Raw genomic sequence first — 23808 nt, forward strand, 5'->3', positions numbered from 1 at the left:
TAATAATTAAAAATGTTAAAAATATCTAAGAAAGTATAACTTTGTCAAAAAATAAAGTTACTTGTGTTAGAAGTTAATGCACCAATAGGGAATATTTTTCTAGACAAAGGATTTGATGAGATAAAAAGTGGGAATTTTGAAAAACTCAAGATTTCACGAATGGAGTTAGAAAAAAGAATTTTGAGAAGAAAGGGGGATCGTGGAACAGATGTTGGTTTTAACTTAGACCCAGGAGTGAAACTTCGTCATGGCGATGTCATTGATAATGGAAACACAAAAATTGTAGTAGAACAATTACCAGAAAAGGTAATTTCCATTAGACTAAAAACCAAAAACATGGTCGATGTAATGGTGCTATTAGGACATATAATTGGAAATAGACACAGACCAATTTCCATTCAAAGCGAAGAGATTGTGTTTCCAATTCAGGCAGACTCAGAAAAAGAAGTTTTTACAAAATTATTTCATAACATTATCAATCATATTGAGATGACAGTAGATGAGCGAATATTTTCTCCCCATTCAGGTGCTGATGTACATGAACATTGATGAGATAGAACAAGAGTTAGGAGTAATGCAGTTATCAGACTCGTTTTTTCCCACAGGCATTTATGCTACTTCAAATGGATTGGAATTTCTTTTCACAGAAAAAAAGATTCATGGAATGGCAGACTTGATCAAGTTGATTAGAATTAACATTACTCAGCAAATAGGACCATCAGATTGTGTTGCACTTGGAAATGTATTTGATAGTGTAAACAAACAGGATTTTGATCAAGTGATCGAAACAGACAATATTATTTTTGCAACAAAACCGATAAAAGAAATTCGAGATGCATCAGTAAGATCAGGGGTTCAGTTAATCAAATGTGTGGTAGAATTTGTAAAAGATGATAAAATTTTGAATCAATACATGGACAACATAATAAAGAACAGAGTGCATGGAGTTTTTCCGGTAGCATTTGCAGTTTGTTGTAATGCCTTAAAAATTAAAAAAGAGAAAAGCATGATGATGATGCTATATGGCTTTACTGTAGGTATTGTAGGTGCAGCACTACGATTAGGATTAATTCAGCATTTTGAAGGTCAAAAAATTATTCACAATATCAAACCAATTATCAGTCAGACCATCAAAGAAAATTCAAATAAATCACTTTTGGAAATATGGCAATTTGCTCCTCAAATAGATATTGTTCAGATGTCACATGAGAAAATGGATTCTAAAATGTTTATTACATAAAAATAGGATTTTTCATTATGACTCATATTCCTAGAATTGGGATCGGAGGACCTGTTGGTTCAGGAAAAAGCATGCTTATCGAAAGATTGGTACCAATGTTAGCAGAAAAAGGATACAGTGTAAGTATAATTTCAAATGATGTGATTTCAAAAGAAGATGCCGATAGAATGAGAACGAATTTGGCTACCAATAGAGGATTACTTCCTGAAAATTTAGTCATAGGTCTTGCAACAGGCGGATGCCCTCACACTGCAATTAGAGAAGATCCGTCCATGAATCTTTCTGTAATAGAAGAAATGGAATCAAAACATCCTGATCTTGATCTTATAATTATTGAAAGTGGTGGAGACAACATTACAACTACATTTAGTCCTATTCTTGCAGATTATTTTATTTACATAATTGATGTTGCAGGAGGAGACAAATATCCAAGAAAGGGAGGATTGGGAATTGAAAGTTGTGATCTTTTAGTCATTAACAAGATTGATCTTGCCAAGATGGTCGGAGCTGATCTTGAAGTCATGAGAAGGGATGCAAGAAAGATTAGAAATGAAAAATCGTTTGAATTTATCAACTGCAAAACTGATGAGGGCGTTATGAAAGTAACTGAGCATATTATTCATAATGTATTGCTAGACTCTGCTCCAAAATCAGCAATTACACAAAAGGTGTGATTTTTGAATAAACTGGAATATTACACACCGGATGACATACCAAAAGAAATCCAGGCATATGAGACCAAAGTAGAACAATTAGGAGTTGGAAAATCAGGAAAAGTAGGCATTCTTGATTTAGAACTTCAAACAGATAATGAAGGCAAGACAATTGTTACAAAACAATTTTCTCAAGTTCCATTACAAATACAACGAGCTCTATATCCTGAAAGATCACTTCCTAAAATGGCATATCTTTATGTGATTTCACCATCTGGGGGGATTTTACAAGGAGATAGATACAGGACAGATGTCGTATTAAAGAACAAGGCCATTGCTCACATGACAACTCAAGGTGCGACTAGAATCTACAGCATGAACACAAATTCTGCATCACAAATTCTAAACATTACAGTTGATGAGGACTGCTATTTTGAATACATCCCTGATCAAATTATTCCATACAAAAACTCTAGATATTATCAAAAAGTAAATCTCAATGTTCATAACAATTCCACTTTGATTTATTCAGAAATTTTAACGCCAGGAAGAGTTGCCATGAAGGAGTCTTTTGAATACGACATATGTTATCTTAGAACACATTGTAAAGACCAAAATAAAAAAATCAGATTTTTAGAAAATACAAAAATTGAACCAAAAAAGATGAGAGTTGAAGATTTTGGAGTATTAGGGGAGTACGAAATAGTTGGAACAGTTTACATCTTGACTAGAAAAGATAACGTGAATGAATTAGAAAACAATCTTAATGAATACATTAGAAATTCAGATAGTGTTTCTGTTGGAACATCTATTCTTCCAGACGAATCAGGAATAATAATTAGGGTTTTAGGAAATAAAACAGATAGTGTCTTTGATGTGATTTTCAAAATACTTGAAATTAGCAGGAAAAAAATTCTCGGGGCAGAATTTAGTAAAATAAGAAAAAGTTAGAATGATTACAAATTACTCAATATTCCAATTTCAAAGAGGATATTTGCTCCTATGATAAAGCTGATTATAGCTGTTCCATATCTAAAAAATCGATTAAGGAGAGATACCCTATCAGTCAGCAAAACAGGCAGTCCTATCAAACCACTGATAGCAACCATACCAATAACAGAGCCCAGCCCAAATAGAAGAATAAAGGTCAGAGCCATCTCCATATTGTCAAGAGTTGTAGCAGCTAATGCAATCAAACTTCCACTTCCGGCCAATCCATGAATCAGACCAATCAGGTATGATTTGTGTTCATGTTTGTGATCGTCGTCGTTGTGTTCATGAGCATCAAAATGTAGATGTCCATCAGAATGTTGATGTGGATGTATATGTTGAATCTTGGATTTTTTTTTCCAGATTGCAGTAATTCCTAAAAATATCAGCATTACACCTACCATTAATTCAAGACCAGTGAAGATCTCAGTAGTTATATTGACTGTAAAGAAATATGCAAAAAATCCAATTGCTACAAGTGTTGTAGTATGTCCTGCACCCCAAAAAATTCCTACAAGTGATGATTTTGTAAATGCAGTTTTTAGTTTATTTTTTATTCCATTTTTAGACTTTCTTTTGAATAATTGTGTTCCAACTGCTGCTATATGATCAGGCTCAAATGCATGTTCGATTCCAACCATTAATCCCAATCCCATGATTAGAGCAGGGGTAAAATCACCAATGGAATAAATTATTTCTTCAAACAATTCTAAACATCATATTGAAAACCAATAATGAATTATTAAGAATTTAAAATGGATTTTTAAGTGGAAAATAAATTAATTTTTTGTTTTTTTTCTTTATCAAGCCATTCAGGAATTATTATTGCTCGGATAAATTCTTGTGTAGTAATGCCTCTTTTTGATGCCAGTCTCTTAATTTTTTGATAAACCGAATTATCCATTGTCATGAAAAATTTTGTTGTCTTTTTAGATTTTTCCACCACAAAGAAGATGATGTAATATTTTAAAATATTTATCAATATAAAAAAATAGTAATAAATATCAGCACAAGAGTTTTAGACATATAGCCGACGTCGACTAAACAAGTTTCAAGTTATTTAATCTCTGAAATATCTATCAGACATAACTAACAAGTTTTCATTATCATTCCAATGACATATGACAAAGTCAAAATCGGTTTTCTCATGACAATACTCTCTATCTCTTTGACATCTATTGTACTTGCTGAATCTTTTGCAGAAGAAAATAATCTTAGTCAAGAACAAGAACGCCAAAACGCAATTGAACAACAAACTAGCTTGTTCTCAAATAATCCTATATTTGGAAAAAAAATTGCCATGGAGGGATATGATAGGTTGATTTCACAGGTGGATCCTGGCATAGGACATGAAAATCATCAGCTAGCAGTGATAATCCCTATTAGTGATAAAGAATATACTGGAACTTTATACTATTCTGCATCTGAACCTGTTCAGCTTGTGTCACTTAGAGGTCCACTGGAACCTGGGGAAGAGAAAGGGAAATTCATTTGGACAACAGATGGAAATACAAACTATGAAATTACTCTGATCAACGAGTATAGTTCCTCTGGGGAATGGAATTTTGTTGGGAATGCTCTTGCAGTGCACACATTCAAAAATACTCCATTTGTGATAGACTACAAAGTAGACTATGAAGAAGTAAGCGAGTCATTAACACTTCCACTCAACAGTCTAAATGATGTCAACATTATGACAGAATTTAATTTTGATTCAGGTACTGTGAAGATAGATAGTTTTGATGTGTTCAAACAAGTAAGTGGATTTGGCAAGGTTCAACCTGTTGTTAATCTACAAGGAATTGTAGGAATTGACAAAAGTATCCTATACAGAGCTGCAGATGCTGAATTTAATGTAGGTACAGGTCCATTTGGATTAGATCATAAGTTCTCAGAGTTTGGAATGTCAGTGTATCTTGAACAAGGAGATATGCCAATAAGAAAGATAACCTATAGGGAATGTGACATTACGAACTACTCAATAGATACTCTGTATGACAATGATTACAGCTATAACAGAGCCTCTGTTTTTGTGATCGTAGATAATTTTGAGATAACCTGTGCAGGAATGCAACCATATCACTATGATTATCAGAAATACATTGATGAGTATGGAGTGGATGCAGTCATGAAAATGAAAAACATGAAGATGAGCCCAAAAACACATAATGATTATGGCATAGATTGATGAGTTAATCTAGGGCCAAAAAATTTTTTTTTATTAAATCAATTTACAAGATAAAACGCTATCTTTCATACTTTCATAACATATATGATGATTCAGATTAAATTTGTTGTTCAAAATAATAATTTTACAAAGACAAAAAAAATTCAATTTTGTAAAAATCATGAAAAAAATCTTGAAATAATGTATGGAATTATTAAAGAATCGATTGACAGAAAAGAGAAAAATGATTTAGAGCAACTAATGATGATTTGTTGTTTTCATATGGTAAAAGAGATTAGAGAAAATACAACCACAAGAATTATTCAAAATAAATTGATAAAAGAATTGTTTAAACATCAAAGTATAATGCAAATTTTTAAAGATATTAAGAATATGTCCATAGAGGCCAAAATAGACAATTTTCCAAAAAAAGTGCTACACTTTTCACCTAAAAATAGAGATTTTATGCCTATTCTAGCAGGACTACAGGTTTTGAAGTGAGTTTGAGTACTTTTTGTGTAACATTACCCAAGTTTGAAGTAGATTTTCCTATACCTTTTTTGCTCATAATTATCATATCAATCTTGAGCTTGTCTGCAAGTTCTGTAATTTTTTCAGCAGGATCTCCCAATTTGACAATACGTTTGTAATCATTGATTTGTTTAGGTACAACTACACTTCTAAGAATTAATCTACCTTCTTCTTGAATCTGAGATGCTAATTCTTCGTCGATATTTTCTTCATTTTCATCAGTCCATTCTATTACATGTAACAAATAGATCCTTACTTTGGCAGCCCCTCTGAAAAGATAATTAGCATGATAAAGGGATTTCAATGATCTTGCAGACCCATCTATAGGAACTAAAATTTTCATCACAGGTGAATCATTTCCAGAAAAATGCGAATAATCAGATTGTTCCATCATGTCTGAATCCATATTTGCTTTGTGAAAAACTTCACTGATATTTTTCCTAGCCTCAATTAATGGCAGAAATATTATGATTCCTGCTGCACTAAACGCCCAAATTATTGCAAGCCAAATCCAAAGATGGAATGATTGCTCCTCAAAGACAAATTCAGTTAGATAGAATGATGCAGGCCAGACAATTACAAGAAAAACAGATATTGAAAAACCAGCTCTTTTACAAAATTTTAGAGAGCGTTGAAGAAATTCCTCATCAGTATCATGTTTTAACATGGAACGGACCTTGTCATCAACAACAAGGATTTTTTGTTTCATGATATGAAAATCAAAGTTTTCAGGTTTTATCATACTTCCAACAAGCGTAATGCCCAAGCCAGTAGTAATTGATACAATATTTCCAATCAAAAGAGGTAAGAGATTTCCAGTTGAAGAAAGAGTAATTTCTCCATACATCGAATCAGCAGACAAAAGCCATGATGAAATACCACAACCAAGTCCTATAATGGCAGCAGAGGTTGCGGCATACTTGTTGGTTTTCTTCCACAAGATAGAAAAGGAGATAGGAGCTACTGCAGAACCAATCAGAATTCCCATCATAAGATAAACATATTGTAAACTAAAGCCGGAATGAAATAACAGTGATGCTAGTAATCCCATGCCTATTCCAAATCCCAGAATGGTGAATCGAGAAATTTTTATCAATTCACGACCTGATGAAGATGGTTTTAGATACGTACGAAAAACATCATAGGTAACAAGAGATGAGACGCTGACTAGTTGGGATGAGCCTGCAGCAGTAACTGCCGTAAAGATGATTGTAAGAAGAAGTATGGCTCCGAAATCCCCCATAAGATTTGATGCTGCAGTAGATGCAACCAAGCCCAACTCAATCTCATTTTCTGTTAAAGTGACTCCAGTAGCTATCGCTGCTAATCCAAGTGTAGTAGCAAGGGTAAATGGAATCGCAAACCAAGCTAAACCTCCCAAAATAAACCCCCCAGTGGCAGCCTTTGGTCTAGAAGCAATAGCTCTCTGCCAATAAGATTGATCTACAAATACTGTTCCAAAGTTTCCTACGATGTTAATTATACCAAATATTAGAGCACCCATAGACGCTAATGTCAGATATGTTCCAAATGCATTTCCTTCAACAGGTTTTAGAATGGATGCCTGAGTTAATTTTTCATACATTCCAGAGATTCCACCAATTTCAGGAGTGGCAAAATAAATGACAGTTACAAAGATTAGTACCACTACAAAAATTAAAGCAGCATTGAGATATTCTGCAAAAAATGTTGCCTTTAGACCACCAAAAATTGTATAAAGAATTATTCCAACAGGTATAAGAAATGCAGCTAGTGTAATGTCGATTCCAGTTAAAGAATTGATTACCGCTGCTCCACCTAACACAAGCATAGCAGTTACAATGGTATTTGTCATCAATGCAAAAAATAGAAAAACTTTGTGAGAATGCTTTCCAAATCTAACATAGATCATTTCAGGAAAAGTGTGAGTCATTGGCGCTTTTCTTTTTAATTCAAGTGCAAGAATTGAAAACAAAATTACCTGAATTGATGCTCCTGCTGCATACCAAAAAGAACCTCCCAATCCAAATTCATATGTCACAGTAGAAGATTGTAAAAGGGTTGCAGCCCATGTCCAAGCAGAGACAATAGATGATGCAATTAACCCAGTTTTGATGGTTCGTCCTGCAGTATAGAACCATTCAGATGTTTTTCTAGTACCAAGCCATTTTGTTTCAGCCTTTACCATTAATGTGACTGATAATGCCATGATCAGTCCAACTCCAATTAATATGATATATCCGATATTTTCAGACAGAATAGAAGGCAAGTAAGATAGGATTTGAAAAACAGGTATTAAAATAGAATTAACATGATAAGATAGTTTCTAACCTACAATAATAGAATTAGATAAATTTGTTAAATAGTTGATTTAGTAATAATTGCCATTGATAGACAAGATTGATGAGTTAATAATTTCAGCACTTTCTCAAAATTCAAAACAAGAGGTATTTGAGATTTGGGATTTTTTAAAGGGATTTAATTATAATTTAACAGAGGAGGAAATAGAATCTAGAATATCAAAACTTGAAGAAGAGGGAATTATCAAAGGATATACAATTACTGTTGATGTAAAAAAGATTCCACATAGGGTTATACGTGTAGATCTTGTCACTTTTAGAACATCACAAGCACTCCCAAAAAGAATAGAAGGATTGAAAAAATATCTCAATGATGCACCATTTGTTTTATTTTCAGGTAGAACACGTGGAGGATATGATTGGATTACAGTCAAATCATTTTTGTCAAATGAGATGGCAGATCAAGAAAACGATATTTATCGAAATTTGTTTGGAGATATTATTCAGACATATGAGGTGTACGATTTTGTTCCACAGACAGAAGCATCAATTTATGCACTGACATATACAGAAGAGGAATACAAAAAATTTCTCAAAGAATGGGCGCCTCCATTTATTGGATCATAAGAAAAACAGGGCAAGAAATTATTGCAAATGTTTCTTTTTGAAGTGGATGGTTTCATCTATCATTGAATGAGTTTTTAATCTTAGACCCATCAAGAATTTAATCATCTCTACTCTTTGTTTTGGGTTAATACCGTGTGCATCTTCTATAAGATCATCAATTCTTGAAAGGGTTATTTTTAGAGACAGATTGGTTTTCTTTATCAAGTTAAGTGACTTGGAATTTTTGTCAGGTGTTTGTTTGTATAGATCAGATTCAGATTTGATCTTCTTTTTCATGACTCGAATTTGTTTTATTGTTAGTTTGTTGTTGACTATTTCATCCACAAATTCACTTTTCAGCGAAGCATCAACATTTGTTAGTTCTAAGGCCTGACTTACGCTCAAATTACTGCAAATTATCTTCTCACGGACATCTTCGGGGAGTTTTAAAAGCTGCATTCTATGAGATACATACTCTTCACTTTTTCCAATTTTTTGACCAAGGTCACTTACTCCACCCCACCCATATTCATTGACATATTTTTGATATGCTTCAGCTTCTTCTATAGGATCCATAGATTTTCTTTGAATATTCTCAGTCAGTTGAATTTCATATGCTTGTTTATCAGACAAATCTCTGATTTTGCTTGGAATGAATCTCCAACGCAGTGATCTACATGCTGCAAATCTTCTATGTCCTGCAACTATCTCAAATCCATGATCTAGAGGCCTAATGACAATAGGTTGCAATAGTCCATGCGCTTTTATGCTAGATTTCAGATTTGTTAATTCTGGAGAATTTGGTGAAACAGCATATCTAACAGGGGATTTAGATGGTCTAATCATTCTAATTTCAATAGGCTCTACGATAGAATTATCAATTATTTCCATTCACAAACACTCCCATATCCTAAATTGATGAATAGAAAATAGTATTTAGACTTTAATAGAAATTTTATGAAAAAAATATAATAATTTTAGATTGTTATTGAATTAATTGATAAAATTTGGATCAATTTTAAAAAAAATCCACATATTGCTTTAAGAGTTATCAAAATGAAATAATTTTACTATGCAGCCAGAACCGGTTTTTTTGTTCTATGTGGTGTTGTTTTTTTGAAAACAAGTAGATTAAGTTAATTAGAAAATATTATCTGGATTTTTAATCTATCAAATCCTTCAATGGTACTTGTGTTTTAGTTTGACTCTAAGTTCTGCAAATACTTTAGAAGATATTGTCGCAAGTTTAGAAAACTAATTTCAAATCTGGGAGGGCGATTTGTCAGATCACATTGACACTCCAAATAGAGTCTCAAGTAAACATATGATAAAAAAGCATGACCTACAATTTGTTTCTAGCAGATAATTGACTCCGTTCTCATCAATGAATTTGATTCTAGTTTCAGTAGAAGTAGATTTTTGAACAGAGGTTCCACCTGGAAAATCTGCAGTAATTGAATATGACAAAGTTACAATGATTACTATTCCTCTTGAAAAAAAGGAATTGTTGTTAATCAGTACAGAGCCTGAAGATGATTATTACAAAATTGTTGCTAAAGCTAGAAAATTACTTTTTTAAGGATTTTTTTGTTTTATGAGCTGCCTTTGTTCCCATTTTTAACACCTTTAACTTCTTTACCAAACTTACCCCAACTTTCAAAACCTTGAATGTTGAGAAAATTGGAATTAAAACCAACATTATAATATCAATCCAATATTTTTTTACAAATTTTTTTGGGTCATTGACTTTTCTGTATTTTATTACCAAATCAGATACTAGTAGTACAATTAATGGCCATATCAGAATATCAAAAAATGGCTTCCATTCTTTTGGTAAATCGATTAGTGGTTCTACAAGACTTATTACTTTGTATTCAAATGAAATTATACCAATAAAGAACAACAATACAACTATCATTGTTGCAATGTCTAAGATCTTTAAGACATTCAAGTTAGTTTCATGTTTAGGTTATCGTAACAGTTCCCTGCATCCAAGGATGTAAGGTACAGAAATAATCCAATTCTCCTGGTTTTTCAAACTGATATGACCATGTTTTTCCTGCTTGGATAAACCCTGAATCAAATGAATTTTCCTTGTCAGTTACAGTATGTATAACAAAGTCTTCGTTTGTCCATGTAACAGTTGTTCCTGATTCAATTTCTATTGCAAGAGGATCATAGGATTCTACAATATCTGGATTCCATGAATCCTTGACAATGTCTACTTTGTCTGTCTTTATTTTAGGAATATCACTAACTTTGGCTTCTCCCAAGTTATCATATGTGATTAGTTTTGGTTGCTCCAATGATCTTATCAAATCTTCTTGCCACTCTATCATGGAATAACTTCCTTTGTTATTACTTGGAGTTTGAATATCAGATAATGATGATGCATCTTCTAACACTTCAATTATTGCCATAGAGCCACGTTCTTCCTGTATTCCATGAACATGAAATAGATATTTTCCTGGAGTGTCCCATGTTGCCTCTATAATTGCAGTATCGCCGTTTCCAATTAGATGAGTTTGTGCAAAGTATGGTTCATTCCATAAAATCCCTGAAGGGTATACTTTCATTATTGTACTATGTACATGGAAGGGAGATTGCAATACCCCGCCAACTCCCATTACATAGAATCGGGTTAATTCTCCTGAAACCACTTGAATTGGATTATCCATGTACTGGTTTGCATATCCATTTACTGGATAAAATTCTGTAAAATATTCTAGTGCATTGTTAGGATCAAACTCACTTAGAGTGAAAAAGTATTCTCGTGCAGGCTCCATTGGACGTATTGCAGGATCAATTATCATTGCACCAAACATTCCCATCCTCACATGTTCAGATGTTGGAAATGCATGGCAATGATACATGAACATGCCAGCTTCATGTGCAACAAAATGATACGTGTATTCTTCACCAGGCATTATCTGTGGAAAAACACCATCATTTGTAGAATCATGAGTTCCATGAAAATGGATTGTGTGTGCATAAGGAGTTTCATTTACAAATTTTACAGTAACGTCATCACCTTCTGAAAATCTCAAAGTTGGTGCAGGAACTGTTCCATTGTACGTCCAGACTTTAGCTTGGACACCAGGAGACACTTCAATTTCAGCATCTTGAGCAATTAACGTATAAGACAATGTCTTAGGATTAGGATTTGTAAATTTTGGATAAATCTCAGATGATTCGGCTGTGGTTGTTTGAATTTCTGGAGATTGGATAAATGCTACAAATGCAATACTGAATCCAATTAGTACTCCCACCACTACAAACATTGTTGTATTTTGTTTCATCCTATTTTTCTCCTATAACACCAAAGATAATACCACTATAGAAACAGCTGCAATGACATAGAATCCATAAAATGCCTTTTTGTGGCGAGGCATGGTAAGTTTTACTTTTTGTTTTAGTTCGAAATTCATTATATTGTCTCCATTAGTGTAAAGCGAGAACATTGTGAAAAAAATTCACAATTACTTTCGTGTCTAGGGAAATGTTGTTCTCGCATAAGATAGACATGATACTCTAGATGATTAATCATAGTAAGCTAAAGAGCTTACCATAATCTATATTCACCTATTGATAACCACAATCATGAAATCACAGAAAAACTCAACTTGGGATAAAATGGTTCATGCCCCTTTCAAAAAGGTTGTAAAATTCGATCTTCTCTGTATCGGAATAGGTATAGTAATAGGAATGGGTGCAGGTGCATATCTTGTTGCTAGCGGATTACTAGGCTAACAATAGTTTTTTTATTTTTAATTAATTCCAAAGATACTTTATATTTGGTAGACCTTAATTTTTACTGTTTGGCAAGTTACAAAGGAGCATATTCAAATGAACAATCATTGAATTTTGTCATCCCCATAATCATAATTCTGTTTTTAGGTATAATCTATATCATGACACAAAGAGCAGATTCGGGTTTTGTTAGTTTTATTCTAATTGGCGCAGCAGCCCTTACAATGTTTTATTGGGCTAGAGTTCTAAAAAGAATGGCAAAGGATCAAAAACCAACATACACACAATCCAGAGAACAAGAAACAAAGAATTGGGTTTATGATTTGATTAAGGGAGAAAATGAATTTGTTTTTGTTGCCGAAGTCCCAGGTCCAGAAGATAAGATTGCAGTTAGATTAGTAGATGGCATATTATACATTAGAGGAACTGCAGGATTTTCAAAAGAAGTTCCCATAGAAGGAGTAAACGAAATGCAAATTTTTGATTTTAAATACAGAAATGGTGTATTAACACTAAGAATAAAGTAACTATAGACTTTTTGCTAGTTCTAATTTTTGTGGTAGATATTTGTCGGTAATATTTGTCAGACCATATTTTGAGAAAGCCTCCAGTTCTGCTTTTCGTTTTAATCTAAGAAATACATCTAATTCTTTTTTCCAAATTCCATCCTGATATCTAGGATCTTTTTGAAGATCATAACATCTCTTAATGTCAGATTCAGTCATAGGAATAGTTGGCAACTTGTATTTTTCAATATCAGTAGCCCATACGCCTACCCATTTTGCATCAGGTACTGTTAGTTCTCTAAGATGAGCAGCATTTGCAGAACCAGATTTGATAACCATTGCAATGTGTTCTCCATACACATCTCCGTCAGTTAAAACAATTACAGGCAACCCCATTTCATCATGTAATCGCTTTAACAGAGTTCGAGTTGAACGTGGTGCTTGTCCACCAGTATTGATGATAATTGATTTGAATTTTTTATCTATTTGTTCTTCAACAAATCTTGTAAAGAGACCACCTTTTTCAATTGCAATAACAATTTCTGCACTTGTATCTACTAATTCAGCAGTAGTCAAACTAGGACCTATTGAATAACCATCAGGATGATTTGACAAATTCATAGTTTTTCCCTCATAGCCAGGAATTGTATATTCTATATTCAAATCACCAAAAATTGAGCTTCTCTCCTCAGGGAATATATGAAAATCTTCTCGTGGTTTAGATGTTACAGCTTCTAAATCCACAATAATATTATCAGATTCGGATTGATCTTCAAATTCAATAGCGAAAGCCTGAGATGAATAATATACATCTCTTAATGTGGATGATTTTTTTTCATGAGTTAGTCTATTTGCAAAAAATGCTAACCACATTAATTGCGTAAAAGATCTTAATTGTGCAGAATTTCTTGAGCTTCTAACAGCTGCATTATTTCCCAGAATATACTGTCGGAGTTTTTTATCATAAACTATGTTACTTACGGATCTACTTGGGATTGAAAATTTAGGAAATTGTCCATTATCCAAGTCATCATATATTTTTGCACCGTGACTTTTGAGCATCTCAAGGATGTTTTTTTGTTTTTCATCAGCTTTTTTGCTTCGTGCATTTATTTTGTTTTGTTGTTTTTTAGTTGTTTTCAATTTCTTTTTCCTCCTCTATTTTTTTAGATTCAACTGCATTTTCTTCTAATAGTTTCTGGTAATTAGGTGCTTTTTTCTTACCAGAAAGTTCTGTACAAAATTCTGCAATAAGCGGAATATATTTTGCATAAAGATTTGCTCTCTTTTTCGCCATATCAGCTTGGCCTCTTTTAGACATGTATGCTGCTAATTTTCTGGATAGGAATTGCAATGCCAATCTTAATTCTCTTTCTATTTCCGGTCGATCAGCAACATTTTCTTTTCCTGCTGTTTTATACGGGATTCTAGTTGAGCATATATGAGATACAATAATGAATGGAGGATCACCTTTTACTTTGTATCGACCCCAATCGGTATCATTAACGACTTTTAAAACTACATCGCTTCCTTCATCATAAAGTAATGGAATTCTGTTGGCATATCGATACACATGTGGTCCTCCAGATTTAATATCTCCACCATATGCAATTCCCATCTCAATAATGAATGGGAAACCAGAATATGCTGATGGTGGACGTTGAACCACTGCAGTAAAATCAGGATTAAAGAACTTTTTAATTCCTTTTTCCAAAGGCTCCTCTCCTAAGGGAGCCAAGCATGTTGAATCAGGAGCCATAAAATCTTCAAATTTTTGAAGTGAATCACTAAGATGCACTAATTCTTGATTGGATAAAGTACCCATTCGTTTTTCGGGTTTGAAACCTGCAAATTCTGCAAATTTCACAGCAGTTGTTGGACCTATCCTTTGAAATCGTTTTGTAAGAAATGTGGTAAGAGGTTCACCTTGAACTGTATTAGTTAGTTGTTTGTAATACTGACTTTCAGGATCCATGTCGATTGATTTTGATTGTGAATCACCAAAATCCCAATAAAATAATTTTTTATTTGGCATGTCAATATCTTCGATTCGTATTTTGTTTAGTTTATCAAAATCCATTTTTAAAAACGACATCAAAGCAATTACAACTCTTACCTGTCGTGGAAGCGTTTTCCATTTTTTCTTTGCTTTATCCATAATTCCTGTGAAACTAAGATTTTTTGCGGATAATCCTAAATCCTTTCTTACTTTTTCAATCATGGCATCATCAATTGTAGGAATTTCAAATTGGGATTCTACAATCATTCTTCTAATTCTTTCTACATCAATTCCATGTGGATGAGGGCGAATTATTGTAGGTGGAGGTGGAATTTCTTTTACAAATCTAGGATGGCTAAATTTTTGCCCTTTTGGATCATCGAAAGTAATAGAGGCATACGGAGTAATCAAAGAAGTTTCATAAACATAATCTCTAATTTTGTTTCCTGCTTTAGAATAATCACCTTCTAAACAAATACTGACGGAAAGTCCTTTTTTTGAAACTTCTTTAGTTATATGTTGTACAATTACGGGTTTATTTTTTTGAATATCAAGTAGCAATTCAAAGATATGTTGAGTTTCACCATCAACAGAACTTTTTACAGTAACAGGTTTGTTAGTTGTAATTTGCCCATAAAGAATTGCCATAGTTGCTCCAAGTCCAAACATACCCCTTGCTTGTTTGAGTCCAAATTTTGAACCATAAAGTACAGTTCCAAAAGCAAGCGGAATGTGTTCTGCATCGATTCCAGGTCCATTATCCTTTACAGTCAAAATGTAGGGTTTAGGATCTGGTTTTTCAGGCTCAACTGCCTTGATTGTTAGATGAACATCAGGAAGAATCCCTTTTTGATCACATGCATCCAATGCATTTTCAACGAATTCCCGAACGGCAGTATAAAGAGATCTTGTAGGATTACTAAATCCAGCTAAATCACGATTACTGTAAAAGAATTCACTCGGAGAAATTTGATTAAACTTTTCCTTAATAGAAGACATCTTGATCTTCCCATAATTGCATTTTTTCTTGTTTGACTTTTCTGTTAGCAGCTTCTAATTTGGTATAAACAGCACCATGCATACTTCCACTAGAGATAGAGGATATTGCATCAACTGCTAAACGTAGTTTACTTGCATCACCAATAATTGAAACAGTTTTTCCATAAACTGAGATATGAGTACCACTAAGATTTTCCATATTTCGTCTTGCTCTACCACCTTCTCCAATAATCCTCCCTTTTATCCTTTCAACATTAGCATTAGATTTTCCTGCAAACTCTCTAAGATCTATTACATGCAATGCATTTTCACCTTTTAACAAAGTCATTGCATTTTCAGGGGAGAACCCTCTACCAATAGCCGTAACAATTTCCATTGCTTTGAACGGTTGGATTTTTTCAACATCTCCTTGAGTTTTTATTAAAACCTCACCTGTTTCACCATCTATGTCTAAAGATACATGGCAAGCTGTTTCAATTTTTGATTTAACATTTCCAGATTTTCCAATTAAAACTGCAATTCGATCATTTGGAATACGGATTAATTTTTCAAAGCTCATTTTACAATATCCTCAAATATTTTTTCTGAATCTTCAACAGCAATTCCTCTTTTTTTAAAGAATCTTCCAATATTATTAATATCTCGTTTAAGGAACTCATGTGCATTTGGATGTCTAAGGTCTACCCCAGAGCCAAGATCAAAAACTACCAAGCCATTTTCGGTTTTAAAAATATTGTATTCTGAAAAATCACCATGAACTAATTTTGCCTTTTTATAAAGATCACTCAAAATTGAAATAGCCTGGGCATAATCATTTTCATCTACTTGTGAAGTTAACAAGGACTTTGCAGGTGTGCCATTATTTCCTATGAATTCCATAGCAAGAACATTATTTGTAACATATAGAGGTCGCGGGACGGGAATTCCAGCCTCATAACATTGAGATAAATTCCGATATTCTTTTTTTGCCCAAAGATAAACTAGGTTTTTTGTTCCTTTTTTTAGATGAGAAAATCTAGGATCACCTGTTATGTATGGCTCACGTTTTTTAAAATTGGAAGTAGTAACCAAGTAAATTTTTAATGCAACACTAACATCATTATCATCAACACCCCAAAAGAGAACAGACTCCTTTCCAGCACTTACAGAGCCATTGACATATGCAATAATATGATCAGTGATCATTTTGTAAAGAGTCATTACAGTAGGTTTATCTAAAACTTCATTGACGACTTTTCCTTTTTTGAAACCATCTTCTAACTGAGTTCTTTTTCGTTTAGAAATTAATTTATTATCTAATTTAGATTCCAATTTTTTGCTAATGGTGTCAGTCATTGTAGAAAGATACTCCTACTAGATAAAAGGGATTACTATTGCAAACAAAAAAACTTTGTAAATTAAAAACCAATTCAAGCAACTTTACATGTTAAAAATGATTAGGAAAGGAACGTCAGAAATAATTTTTACAGCTTTTTCGGAGCCAATACCAAGTTTTAAAGATAATGTAACTGTTTTTTTACCAGCCATGTTTATGATTGAAGAAGTTTTCAATAAAGATTCAGCTTCATCTTTCTCAACAAATCTTTCTCCATAATAATTTTCACTAATGTGCATTGTTAATTCACCTTCGATAATTTTTTTTCCCAAAATATCAGCATCACAAATATTCAACATGGATTGGTTTTGATAATTAGTAGTTCGTACTGAAAATTGCATTACGCGTATTTACCTTTCAAAGTAGATTTTGCTCCACACGCCTCACAAATTAAAAAGGAAATTCTGTTTTCTTTGAGGATCTTTGTATCAGGACTTTTACATGTTGGGCATTCAAGATAGTCCTTAACGTAAATTTGGAATAATCTTGTAAAATCATCAGGAGCTCTTCTACCTACAAACATGGCCTTATCTCCCAATCTCTCTGCTGGAACTGCAAATTCTTTTGAAAGGTATTGAAGAACTTTGTCTGGGTCTCTTCGTAAAACCTTTGGAAATTCTGAAAAGTTTCGTAAGAAAGTCTTTTGGCCTTCCCACATCACATCTACCACAGGAAGCTCAAATCGAGTTTGGGATTCTTTATCAGTATCGCCAAGCTTATCCTGAATACGTTTTAGTAGATTTTCGTAATCTGTTTTAGTCACTAAAAAATAATGCAAGGTAGACCCTATATGGGTTTTGAAAAAGAGAATCGTGTGGACCTTTTGAGGTTATTCCATCTTTCCTATTCGGAAGACGTTTGTACCACATGTTGGACATGTACCTTTTACGGCAGGACGTCCGTTCTTTAGTGTAGTTTCTTTGGGATCTTTAATGTCCCTTTTTGCTCTGCATTTTACGCAATATGCTTGAACCATTATGAAATTTCTCGAACTTGGTGGTATTTAGGCAGAGGCTGTGAAAATTATTTCACTATAGACTAGATGTGCGTAAATTTTTTTAGGCATCAAAAAATCAATTTTGCTTATAATTTCGAAGATTGAAAGAGTTTTTTAAAAAAATATTAACAAGATGCAGAAAAACGATGTTTTTTCAAATATTTGTTTAGAAAATTAGAATTTTATCGATTATTATCAATTATAAACTCCTTATTAGTGAAATAACAAAATGGCATCAAAAAAAGGCATAGCAGTAACAGCTATAATTTTAGCAGTAATTACTGGTGCGAGTTTTTTGCTATACATCATTCCTCAAAATGATCCTACAACCTTCATTGTGTCAGACTATGAAAATTACTTAGACGGTGTAAAAAATATTCATGAAGTTTTACAAGAATCAATTGATCTTGAATATCAAAATATGCAGAATGGAAAAATATCTCCACAAGAGTATATTGCAGTAACTGAAGTAACATCATCTCAAGTAACTGCACAAATTAGTGAATTTGTAACATCAAAACCATCAGAGGAATGGCAAGCAAGTTATATCAACTACATGGATGCTTTGAAATCATTTAACTCATACATTATAGAAACTAAGGTTTTAGCCAACATGATTGAAAATGAGAGCAGTGAAGAAGAAATGAGTGAAATTTTAGAAAAAATAGAATCACTGAAAGCCGAATCTAAAGAATTTGTCAAAATGTCTGATCAAACCAGACCAGGCTAGCCTCAATACCGAATTTTACTATTCATATTGGTTGGAAATCGTTAAAAAGCAATTATGTAATTAAAATTAGAATGTCTCATCAGACGGGAAAAGTTGAAAAAGACGTCAATGCATCTACCGCAAACAAATTGCTAGTAATTTGTATTGATAGAGATAATGATGTAGGCGAAAAAGCAGGGATTATCACACCAGTAATTGGTAGAGATGCATGTATTGAGGCAGCTCAAAGATTAGCTTTAGAAGATCCAGAAGATGCAGATTCAAATTCTATTTTTGCCGCAATTAAAACATATGAAGATTTAATCAGTAAAGGTTACCAAGTGGAAGTAGTAACTGTTGCAGGAGTTAAAGATAGAGGGGTTCAAGCAGATGAAAAAATCCTTGTTGAAACAAGAAAAGTTTTAGAAAAATTTTCTGCGAATGGTGCAGTAATTGTATCAGATGGAGAAGATGATGAAAGTGTTATTCCAGTAATTCAAAATGTACTCCCAGTAGTATCAGTACAAAGAGTGGTGATGAAAGTAAGTAGAAGTGTAGAATATTCTTATGCAGTTTTTGGAAAATATCTGAAAATGCTTGCATATGATTCAAAATATTCAAAATTCTTTTTAGGAGTTCCAGGAATTCTTTTGTTGATTGGGGGAGTAGCCACTGTATTTGGATATACTGCAGAGATCTTTGCAGTACTTGTAAGTATTCTAGGAGGAGCATTTTTGATTAGAGCATTTGACATCGATAGAGCATGGTCAAGTTGGTCAAAACCAACACCCATGGGTTTTATCAGAATGTTTACTATGGTAGCAGGAGTTTTACTGATTCTTTCATCAATACCATCTGGAGTTAGTGCTATTGATACAGAATTAGTTGAAGCAGACACAGAATTCATTGCTAAAATTACAAACAAATTGATTGTCGGACAATTTGTATCTGGAGCATTACCAATTTTATGGATAGGTATGGGAGCAATATTTGCTGGAACATTACTAAGTAACTGGATTGGTGGAATTCCAAGACAAATTACTGACATCTTAAGAATTATTGTTCTTGGTGCTCTTTATCCAACCATATTTCAATTCACAAATATTATGATTAACGATGAGCCTGCACTAACTTTGATTCCGCCACTATTAGGAGGCTTGGCAGCAACATTAATTTCAGCCACAATTCTCTTTAAAAAATACAGAAAACATAAAGATCAAGAGATGATTTCAGACTAATTTTATTCTAGGATAAATCAATTAATCTAATTATTGAAAAACACTGATATCTTCAATCATGTATGAATCATCAAGTGGTGATAAGACATTAGCAAGATCAAAGATTTAGTTTTTCAGCTATCAGGACTCTATAAGATTTATGGAAAAAGATTGGAGAGTGAAATTCGTACTGGAGATATTCCAAATCATGTTGCCCTAATTTTAGACGGTAACAGAAGATGGGCAAAAAGACATCTATCGATGCCAAAAAGTGGGCATTGGAAAGGCGCTGATGCCGTAGAAAACCTTCTTGACTGGTGTGAAGAATTAGATATCAAAATTGTCACACTATATGCACTTTCAGCAGAAAATCTAGATAGAGATGATGAAGAATTAGAATATCTCTATGAGTTAATTCGTATGAGATTAGAGAAATTACTCAAAGATCCTAGAATTCATAGAAGTAAGATGAGAGTGAAGGGAATTGGAAGAATAGAATTACTTCCAGAATCCATCAAAAAAGTTCTAAAACAATTAGATGATGCGACCAAAAACTATGATAATCATTTTCTAAACATTGCACTTGCATATGGTGGACAAAATGAATTAGAAGACGCTGTGAAAAAGATTGGAGAAAAAATCAAAGACGGGTCATTGGATGTAAAAGATATCAACAAAAAAGAAATCGAAGCAAACCTATACACATCACATTTACCACAATCATCTCCAGATATGATCTTAAGAACGTCAGGAGAAAAAAGACTAAGTGGATTTCTCATGTGGCAAAGTGCATATAGTGAATTAGTTTTTATGGATATTTTTTGGCCTGAATTTAGAAAAATAGATTTAATGAGGGCAATTAGGACTTATCAAGAGAGGAAAAGAAGATTAGGGAAATGATTGAAGAGACATCTGCAGGAATTGTATTATTTAGAAAAGAAGGAACGGGGAATTTATTTTTGCTTTTACATTATCCTTCAGGGCATTGGGATTTTGTAAAAGGCAAAATGGAGAATGGGGAATCAATTAAAGAAACAGCAATAAGAGAAACACAAGAAGAGACAGGAATTACAGATATTACATTTTTAGAAAACTTTGAAGAATGGATTGAATATAATTTTCAATATCAAGGAGAACTGGTTCATAAAAAAGTGGTATTTTTCTTAGCTGAAACAAAGGAAACAGATGTCAAAATTTCACATGAGCATCTTGATTACACATGGATGGATTATAACACAGCAATGGAAAAAACTACGTTTGATAATGCAAAGACAGTTTTAACAAAAGCACAGATGTTACTTTCCAAAACTCTGTAACTGCAATTCTTTTGCAGCATCTACAGGGTTTTTAGAGTTCAAAATTGTTCTGCCAACAATCAAGTAATTAGTTCCAGATGAAATTACTTCATTAGCACTACCGCCTTGAGTACCAACACCAGGTGAGAAAATACTCAAATTTTTTCCTGCTTTTTTAGAACAAAATTGAATGATTTTTGGAAATGTAGCCCCTACAACTATTCCATCAACATTTGCAGTAAGTGCCCAATTCAAAAATAGTTGGTACAATTGTTGTTTTTTACCCATTTTGATTTCCATATCATACGATAGCTTAGCCTCAGGCGCACTCATATGACATAATGTGATTACCCCTTTCTCATTTTTGTGAGCAGACTTTACAAGATTTTTTAGACTATCAAGGCCCATTATCGGATTTGCAATTACTGCATCAAACCCCAAATTCCACAAATGCTCTGTGGTTACTCTATTGGTATTTCCAATATCATTTAGTTTGATATCTGCAATTGTTTGTAATCCATACTTATGGGCTGTTTTGTTTATTTTTAGAATTTCCTTTCCACTTAATGGTAAAAGTAAATGAAAGTTTAGTTTAATTCCACATAGGAATGGATGTAATTGTTTGATATTTTGAATTGTTTTTGATTCTAGATTTTTAACAGATAGATCATAATCGTTGGCAAGAATGACTTTGCCATTAGTTTTTGAAATCTGCGAGAGTCTAGTTTTGAAGGTGGCCATAATCTACGAGTGGATGTGTGTCTTTTAATTTTATTATTTTGATATAAGAAAATCCATGTTCATCGGTATTTTCTACAAATGCAGGTTGAGAAGTATTTGAAGTTGTAAATTTCAAAAAGGGTTTTTGCGGATCTGAATCCAAGACAACGTGACAGAAATAAGATGTTCCTTCATCATTGAAATTCATGAAGACACCAATTAGCCATTTATCATTATGTGGGAACAAGAATAGTGGAAATGGAACTTCCTCAATACCCCAAGTAAGTTTTGCAAGACTAGACATATCTTCAAGTTGGATTGGCTGATATCTATCCAAAGTACCATTACCTGGTTGTAGTGTTTTAGGAAGAGATTTTATTCTTACAATAGGGGAATATAGTTTACTTGCATCAGAAGTTGTATCGACGATTTCGGATTTTTCTTTTCCTCCTTTAAAGTCATAGCAAAGATAATGACCGTTATTTTCTAGATGAGTATAGTATACAATAGGTTTTTCTTTTAATACATCCATTTGCACAGATAGAATTTTTTTTCCATCATAATCATGTAAAAATGAAACACGTGGAGCACGTTCTAATGCACAGACGAGCCTAGTAAATTCTAAAGTTGAATGAACTTGAATGTAACGTGGTAATTTATCAACAGTTGGTAACTTGTCCACAGGAATTACCTGTAGATTAACAAATTAAACTTATCCAAAACAAAGGAGCCTAGTTTCTTCTGTCAACAACATCATTGACAGCTGGACCAGTACCAATTATTGTAACAGGCGTGTTTAACTTTTTTTCAATATTTGTAATGAATGCTTTTGCGTCATCAGATAGTTCATCGTAAGAAGTTTTTCCTGCACAGTCTTTGAAAAGTACATCTAATTTAGTAATAGAGATTTGTGTTGCGCCATTAAGCATAATTGCACGCCTAGCTAAATCAAAATCAAAGTCGGCAGCCCTTCTTTGACGACCAGTGACAGTACCAAATTCAGACCAACCTTTTTTTTCTGCATCCTCAAGGGAAAGTTCTTTGTCGAGAGGTCCAGTTCCAACACGTGTGACATATGATTTGAATACAACAATTACTTCATCAACTTTAGTAGGACCAAGACCAATATCAGCACAAATTCCTGAGGCAGTAACATCTTTTGAAGTAACAAATGGATAGGTTCCATGCCATAATGAAAGGAATGTTCCTTGAGTTCCCTCTACTAAGACATTTTCATTTGCATCAAGTGCAGAATTTACTTCTAAAGGAACGTCAATAATTAATGAAGATAAAGAATCAAAATCTTTTGCCATCTTTAAAATTCTCATTGCACGGTCAGCATTTGCAGGACCTGTGCCTGAACCGGTACTTCCAATTTTTTCTTTTAATTCCCCTTTTGAATCTCTATTTAGATGGGTTTCTTCAATAACTCCACATTGTTTATCAATAAATGCACGACCCACAACATCAAAATCTTGAATTTCCTTGTTAAGAACATCAGGATTAATTACGACACCAGGTCCAATCATTACTTTGGCATTTTTATTTAGAAATCCACTTGGGAGCATTCTTACTTTATACACTTTATCTCCATCTCTAATTGTATGACCAGCATTTGGACCAGCGCCACCACGTACAATTATTTTTGGATTATCTTTAATTGCTAAATATGAAATGATCTTTCCTTTACCCTCATCTCCAAAAAATCCGCCAACAACAACAGTGGATGTCATGTTGTTCAGCGTCTATTTCGTTTATTTAAGCTAAAGTGTTTC

At 33.3% G+C, this 23808-nt stretch carries 29 protein-coding genes; 13 read left to right on the top strand and 16 right to left on the bottom strand.

Annotation, left to right across the window (positions count from 1 at the left end; translation table 11 throughout):
* Positions 1-63: 63 nt before the first annotated feature.
* Genes NSED_RS07685 through NSED_RS07700 form a run of 4 tightly spaced genes read left to right on the top strand, consistent with a single transcriptional unit; the run spans position 64 to position 2844 of the window.
* Positions 64-549, top strand: a complete 486-nt coding sequence (locus tag NSED_RS07685) for an urease accessory protein UreE (RefSeq protein ID WP_014965694.1) — start codon at positions 64-66, stop codon at positions 547-549.
* Positions 539-1240, top strand: a complete 702-nt coding sequence (locus tag NSED_RS07690) for an urease accessory protein UreF (protein WP_014965695.1) — start codon at positions 539-541, stop codon at positions 1238-1240. The genes NSED_RS07685 and NSED_RS07690 overlap by 11 nt, the downstream gene beginning before the upstream one ends.
* Before the next feature lie 17 nt (positions 1241-1257).
* Complete coding sequence (gene ureG / locus NSED_RS07695; RefSeq protein WP_014965696.1) at positions 1258-1914, top strand: urease accessory protein UreG; 657 nt, start codon at positions 1258-1260, stop codon at positions 1912-1914.
* A 3-nt stretch (positions 1915-1917) separates the two neighbouring features.
* Positions 1918-2844, top strand: coding sequence for an urease accessory protein UreD (locus NSED_RS07700; RefSeq protein ID WP_014965697.1), 927 nt, complete (start codon positions 1918-1920; stop codon positions 2842-2844).
* A 5-nt stretch (positions 2845-2849) separates the two neighbouring features.
* Here the strand turns inward: NSED_RS07700 and NSED_RS07705 are convergent, their stop codons facing one another.
* The gene (locus tag NSED_RS07705; protein ID WP_014965698.1) at positions 2850-3590 is read right to left on the bottom strand and encodes a HoxN/HupN/NixA family nickel/cobalt transporter; all 741 of its coding nucleotides are present in this window, start codon (positions 3588-3590) and stop codon (positions 2850-2852) included.
* Positions 3591-3646: 56 nt separating this feature from the next.
* Positions 3647-3826 carry a hypothetical protein gene (locus NSED_RS07710; RefSeq protein ID WP_016940219.1) on the bottom strand — a complete coding sequence of 60 codons (180 nt, stop codon included), beginning with the start codon at positions 3824-3826 and terminating at the stop codon, positions 3647-3649.
* A gap of 204 nt (positions 3827-4030) precedes the next feature.
* Here NSED_RS07710 and NSED_RS07715 point away from each other — a divergent pair, with 204 nt between their 5' ends.
* Positions 4031-5071: a hypothetical protein gene (locus tag NSED_RS07715; RefSeq protein ID WP_232212366.1), complete on the top strand. Its 1041-nt coding sequence runs from the start codon at positions 4031-4033 to the stop codon at positions 5069-5071.
* Positions 5072-5251: 180 nt separating this feature from the next.
* On the top strand, positions 5252-5551 hold the full coding sequence (locus NSED_RS07720) for a hypothetical protein (protein ID WP_232212365.1): 300 nt from the start codon (positions 5252-5254) through the stop codon (positions 5549-5551).
* On the opposite strand, the gene NSED_RS07725 is transcribed toward NSED_RS07720, so the two are convergent.
* Positions 5520-7829 (bottom strand): sodium:solute symporter family transporter, encoded by a 2310-nt coding sequence (locus NSED_RS07725; RefSeq protein ID WP_014965701.1) that lies wholly within the window; start codon positions 7827-7829, stop codon positions 5520-5522. The genes NSED_RS07720 and NSED_RS07725 overlap by 32 nt on opposite strands.
* Before the next feature lie 118 nt (positions 7830-7947).
* On the opposite strand from NSED_RS07725, the gene NSED_RS07730 reads away from it, so the two are divergent.
* Entirely contained in the window at positions 7948-8487 is a 540-nt protein-coding gene (locus NSED_RS07730; protein WP_232212363.1) for a histidine kinase, read from the top strand.
* Between the two features lie 18 nt (positions 8488-8505).
* On the opposite strand, the gene NSED_RS07735 is transcribed toward NSED_RS07730, so the two are convergent.
* From NSED_RS07735 to NSED_RS07750, 3 genes are all read right to left on the bottom strand, one after another.
* Positions 8506-9357: a ParB/RepB/Spo0J family partition protein gene (locus NSED_RS07735; protein WP_014965703.1), complete on the bottom strand. Its 852-nt coding sequence runs from the start codon at positions 9355-9357 to the stop codon at positions 8506-8508.
* Positions 9358-10033: 676 nt separating this feature from the next.
* Positions 10034-10417 carry a hypothetical protein gene (locus tag NSED_RS07745; RefSeq protein ID WP_014965705.1) on the bottom strand — a complete coding sequence of 128 codons (384 nt, stop codon included), beginning with the start codon at positions 10415-10417 and terminating at the stop codon, positions 10034-10036.
* 13 nt (positions 10418-10430) lie between these two features.
* Positions 10431-11765, bottom strand: a complete 1335-nt coding sequence (locus tag NSED_RS07750) for a multicopper oxidase domain-containing protein (protein WP_014965706.1) — start codon at positions 11763-11765, stop codon at positions 10431-10433.
* Between the two features lie 301 nt (positions 11766-12066).
* Here NSED_RS07750 and NSED_RS10585 point away from each other — a divergent pair, with 301 nt between their 5' ends.
* Together NSED_RS10585 and NSED_RS07755 are read left to right on the top strand one after the other, a co-directional pair.
* Positions 12067-12216, top strand: coding sequence for a hypothetical protein (locus NSED_RS10585; RefSeq protein WP_016940217.1), 150 nt, complete (start codon positions 12067-12069; stop codon positions 12214-12216).
* Positions 12217-12284: 68 nt separating this feature from the next.
* On the top strand, positions 12285-12743 hold the full coding sequence (locus NSED_RS07755) for an Hsp20/alpha crystallin family protein (protein ID WP_014965707.1): 459 nt from the start codon (positions 12285-12287) through the stop codon (positions 12741-12743).
* Here NSED_RS07755 and NSED_RS07760 read toward each other — a convergent pair whose 3' ends face one another.
* The 7 genes from NSED_RS07760 to NSED_RS10590 all read right to left on the bottom strand — a co-directional run bounded on the left by NSED_RS07760 (position 12744) and on the right by NSED_RS10590 (position 18071).
* Positions 12744-13865: a DNA topoisomerase IV subunit A gene (locus NSED_RS07760; RefSeq protein ID WP_014965708.1), complete on the bottom strand. Its 1122-nt coding sequence runs from the start codon at positions 13863-13865 to the stop codon at positions 12744-12746.
* On the bottom strand, positions 13852-15720 hold the full coding sequence (locus NSED_RS07765) for a DNA topoisomerase VI subunit B (protein ID WP_014965709.1): 1869 nt from the start codon (positions 15718-15720) through the stop codon (positions 13852-13854). Before NSED_RS07765 ends, NSED_RS07760 begins: the two co-directional genes overlap by 14 nt.
* Positions 15707-16279 (bottom strand): KH domain-containing protein, encoded by a 573-nt coding sequence (locus tag NSED_RS07770; RefSeq protein ID WP_014965710.1) that lies wholly within the window; start codon positions 16277-16279, stop codon positions 15707-15709. Before NSED_RS07770 ends, NSED_RS07765 begins: the two co-directional genes overlap by 14 nt.
* Positions 16276-17055 carry a serine protein kinase RIO gene (locus NSED_RS07775; RefSeq protein ID WP_014965711.1) on the bottom strand — a complete coding sequence of 260 codons (780 nt, stop codon included), beginning with the start codon at positions 17053-17055 and terminating at the stop codon, positions 16276-16278. The genes NSED_RS07770 and NSED_RS07775 overlap by 4 nt, the downstream gene beginning before the upstream one ends.
* An 84-nt stretch (positions 17056-17139) precedes the next feature.
* On the bottom strand, positions 17140-17436 hold the full coding sequence (locus NSED_RS07780; protein WP_014965712.1) for a DUF424 domain-containing protein: 297 nt from the start codon (positions 17434-17436) through the stop codon (positions 17140-17142).
* A complete protein-coding gene (locus tag NSED_RS07785; protein ID WP_016940216.1) occupies positions 17436-17858 on the bottom strand; it encodes a translation initiation factor IF-2 subunit beta in 423 nt (140 codons plus the stop codon). Before NSED_RS07785 ends, NSED_RS07780 begins: the two co-directional genes overlap by 1 nt.
* A gap of 66 nt (positions 17859-17924) precedes the next feature.
* A complete protein-coding gene (locus tag NSED_RS10590) occupies positions 17925-18071 on the bottom strand; it encodes a DUF5679 domain-containing protein (RefSeq protein ID WP_014965714.1) in 147 nt (48 codons plus the stop codon).
* A 250-nt stretch (positions 18072-18321) separates the two neighbouring features.
* Here NSED_RS10590 and NSED_RS07795 point away from each other — a divergent pair, with 250 nt between their 5' ends.
* The 4 genes from NSED_RS07795 (at position 18322) to NSED_RS07810 (ending at position 21334) form a co-directional block, all read left to right on the top strand.
* Positions 18322-18822 carry a hypothetical protein gene (locus tag NSED_RS07795; protein WP_014965715.1) on the top strand — a complete coding sequence of 167 codons (501 nt, stop codon included), beginning with the start codon at positions 18322-18324 and terminating at the stop codon, positions 18820-18822.
* Between the two features lie 71 nt (positions 18823-18893).
* Positions 18894-20039, top strand: coding sequence for a DUF373 family protein (locus NSED_RS07800; protein ID WP_014965716.1), 1146 nt, complete (start codon positions 18894-18896; stop codon positions 20037-20039).
* Between the two features lie 150 nt (positions 20040-20189).
* Positions 20190-20918, top strand: coding sequence for a polyprenyl diphosphate synthase (gene uppS / locus NSED_RS07805; RefSeq protein WP_014965717.1), 729 nt, complete (start codon positions 20190-20192; stop codon positions 20916-20918).
* Positions 20915-21334 (top strand): bis(5'-nucleosyl)-tetraphosphatase, encoded by a 420-nt coding sequence (locus NSED_RS07810; RefSeq protein ID WP_014965718.1) that lies wholly within the window; start codon positions 20915-20917, stop codon positions 21332-21334. Before uppS ends, NSED_RS07810 begins: the two co-directional genes overlap by 4 nt.
* Here the strand turns inward: NSED_RS07810 and NSED_RS07815 are convergent.
* The 3 genes from NSED_RS07815 to NSED_RS07825 are packed head-to-tail and all read right to left on the bottom strand — an operon-like array spanning position 21314 to position 23766.
* A complete protein-coding gene (locus NSED_RS07815; protein WP_014965719.1) occupies positions 21314-22054 on the bottom strand; it encodes an orotidine 5'-phosphate decarboxylase in 741 nt (246 codons plus the stop codon). The genes NSED_RS07810 and NSED_RS07815 overlap by 21 nt on opposite strands.
* Entirely contained in the window at positions 22035-22715 is a 681-nt protein-coding gene (locus tag NSED_RS07820) for a hypothetical protein (RefSeq protein WP_014965720.1), read from the bottom strand. Before NSED_RS07820 ends, NSED_RS07815 begins: the two co-directional genes overlap by 20 nt.
* Before the next feature lie 49 nt (positions 22716-22764).
* Positions 22765-23766 (bottom strand): adenylosuccinate synthetase, encoded by a 1002-nt coding sequence (locus NSED_RS07825; RefSeq protein ID WP_014965721.1) that lies wholly within the window; start codon positions 23764-23766, stop codon positions 22765-22767.
* Positions 23767-23808: the final 42 nt, after the last annotated feature.

Origin of the sequence: Candidatus Nitrosopumilus sediminis, assembly GCF_000299395.1 — an archaeon.
Classification (GTDB): domain Archaea; phylum Thermoproteota; class Nitrososphaeria; order Nitrososphaerales; family Nitrosopumilaceae; genus Nitrosopumilus; species Nitrosopumilus sediminis.

Excerpts from the sequence above, each read along its gene's own strand:
- NSED_RS07690 (WP_014965695.1), top strand. The coding sequence starts at position 539 with ATGAACATTGATGAGATAGAACAAGAGTTAGGAGTAATGCAGTTATCA.
- ureG (WP_014965696.1), top strand. The coding sequence starts at position 1,258 with ATGACTCATATTCCTAGAATTGGGATCGGAGGACCTGTTGGTTCAGGA.
- NSED_RS07715 (WP_232212366.1), top strand. The coding sequence starts at position 4,031 with ATGACAATACTCTCTATCTCTTTGACATCTATTGTACTTGCTGAATCT.
- NSED_RS07720 (WP_232212365.1), top strand. The coding sequence starts at position 5,252 with ATGTATGGAATTATTAAAGAATCGATTGACAGAAAAGAGAAAAATGAT.
- NSED_RS07735 (WP_014965703.1), bottom strand. The coding sequence starts at position 9,357 with ATGGAAATAATTGATAATTCTATCGTAGAGCCTATTGAAATTAGAATG.
- NSED_RS07750 (WP_014965706.1), bottom strand. The coding sequence starts at position 11,765 with ATGAAACAAAATACAACAATGTTTGTAGTGGTGGGAGTACTAATTGGA.
- NSED_RS10585 (WP_016940217.1), top strand. The coding sequence starts at position 12,067 with ATGAAATCACAGAAAAACTCAACTTGGGATAAAATGGTTCATGCCCCT.
- NSED_RS07765 (WP_014965709.1), bottom strand. The coding sequence starts at position 15,720 with ATGTCTTCTATTAAGGAAAAGTTTAATCAAATTTCTCCGAGTGAATTC.
- NSED_RS07770 (WP_014965710.1), bottom strand. The coding sequence starts at position 16,279 with ATGAGCTTTGAAAAATTAATCCGTATTCCAAATGATCGAATTGCAGTT.
- NSED_RS07775 (WP_014965711.1), bottom strand. The coding sequence starts at position 17,055 with ATGACTGACACCATTAGCAAAAAATTGGAATCTAAATTAGATAATAAA.
- NSED_RS07780 (WP_014965712.1), bottom strand. The coding sequence starts at position 17,436 with ATGCAATTTTCAGTACGAACTACTAATTATCAAAACCAATCCATGTTG.
- NSED_RS10590 (WP_014965714.1), bottom strand. The coding sequence starts at position 18,071 with ATGGTTCAAGCATATTGCGTAAAATGCAGAGCAAAAAGGGACATTAAA.
- NSED_RS07795 (WP_014965715.1), top strand. The coding sequence starts at position 18,322 with ATGGCATCAAAAAAAGGCATAGCAGTAACAGCTATAATTTTAGCAGTA.
- NSED_RS07800 (WP_014965716.1), top strand. The coding sequence starts at position 18,894 with ATGTCTCATCAGACGGGAAAAGTTGAAAAAGACGTCAATGCATCTACC.
- NSED_RS07810 (WP_014965718.1), top strand. The coding sequence starts at position 20,915 with ATGATTGAAGAGACATCTGCAGGAATTGTATTATTTAGAAAAGAAGGA.
- NSED_RS07815 (WP_014965719.1), bottom strand. The coding sequence starts at position 22,054 with ATGGCCACCTTCAAAACTAGACTCTCGCAGATTTCAAAAACTAATGGC.
- NSED_RS07825 (WP_014965721.1), bottom strand. The coding sequence starts at position 23,766 with ATGACATCCACTGTTGTTGTTGGCGGATTTTTTGGAGATGAGGGTAAA.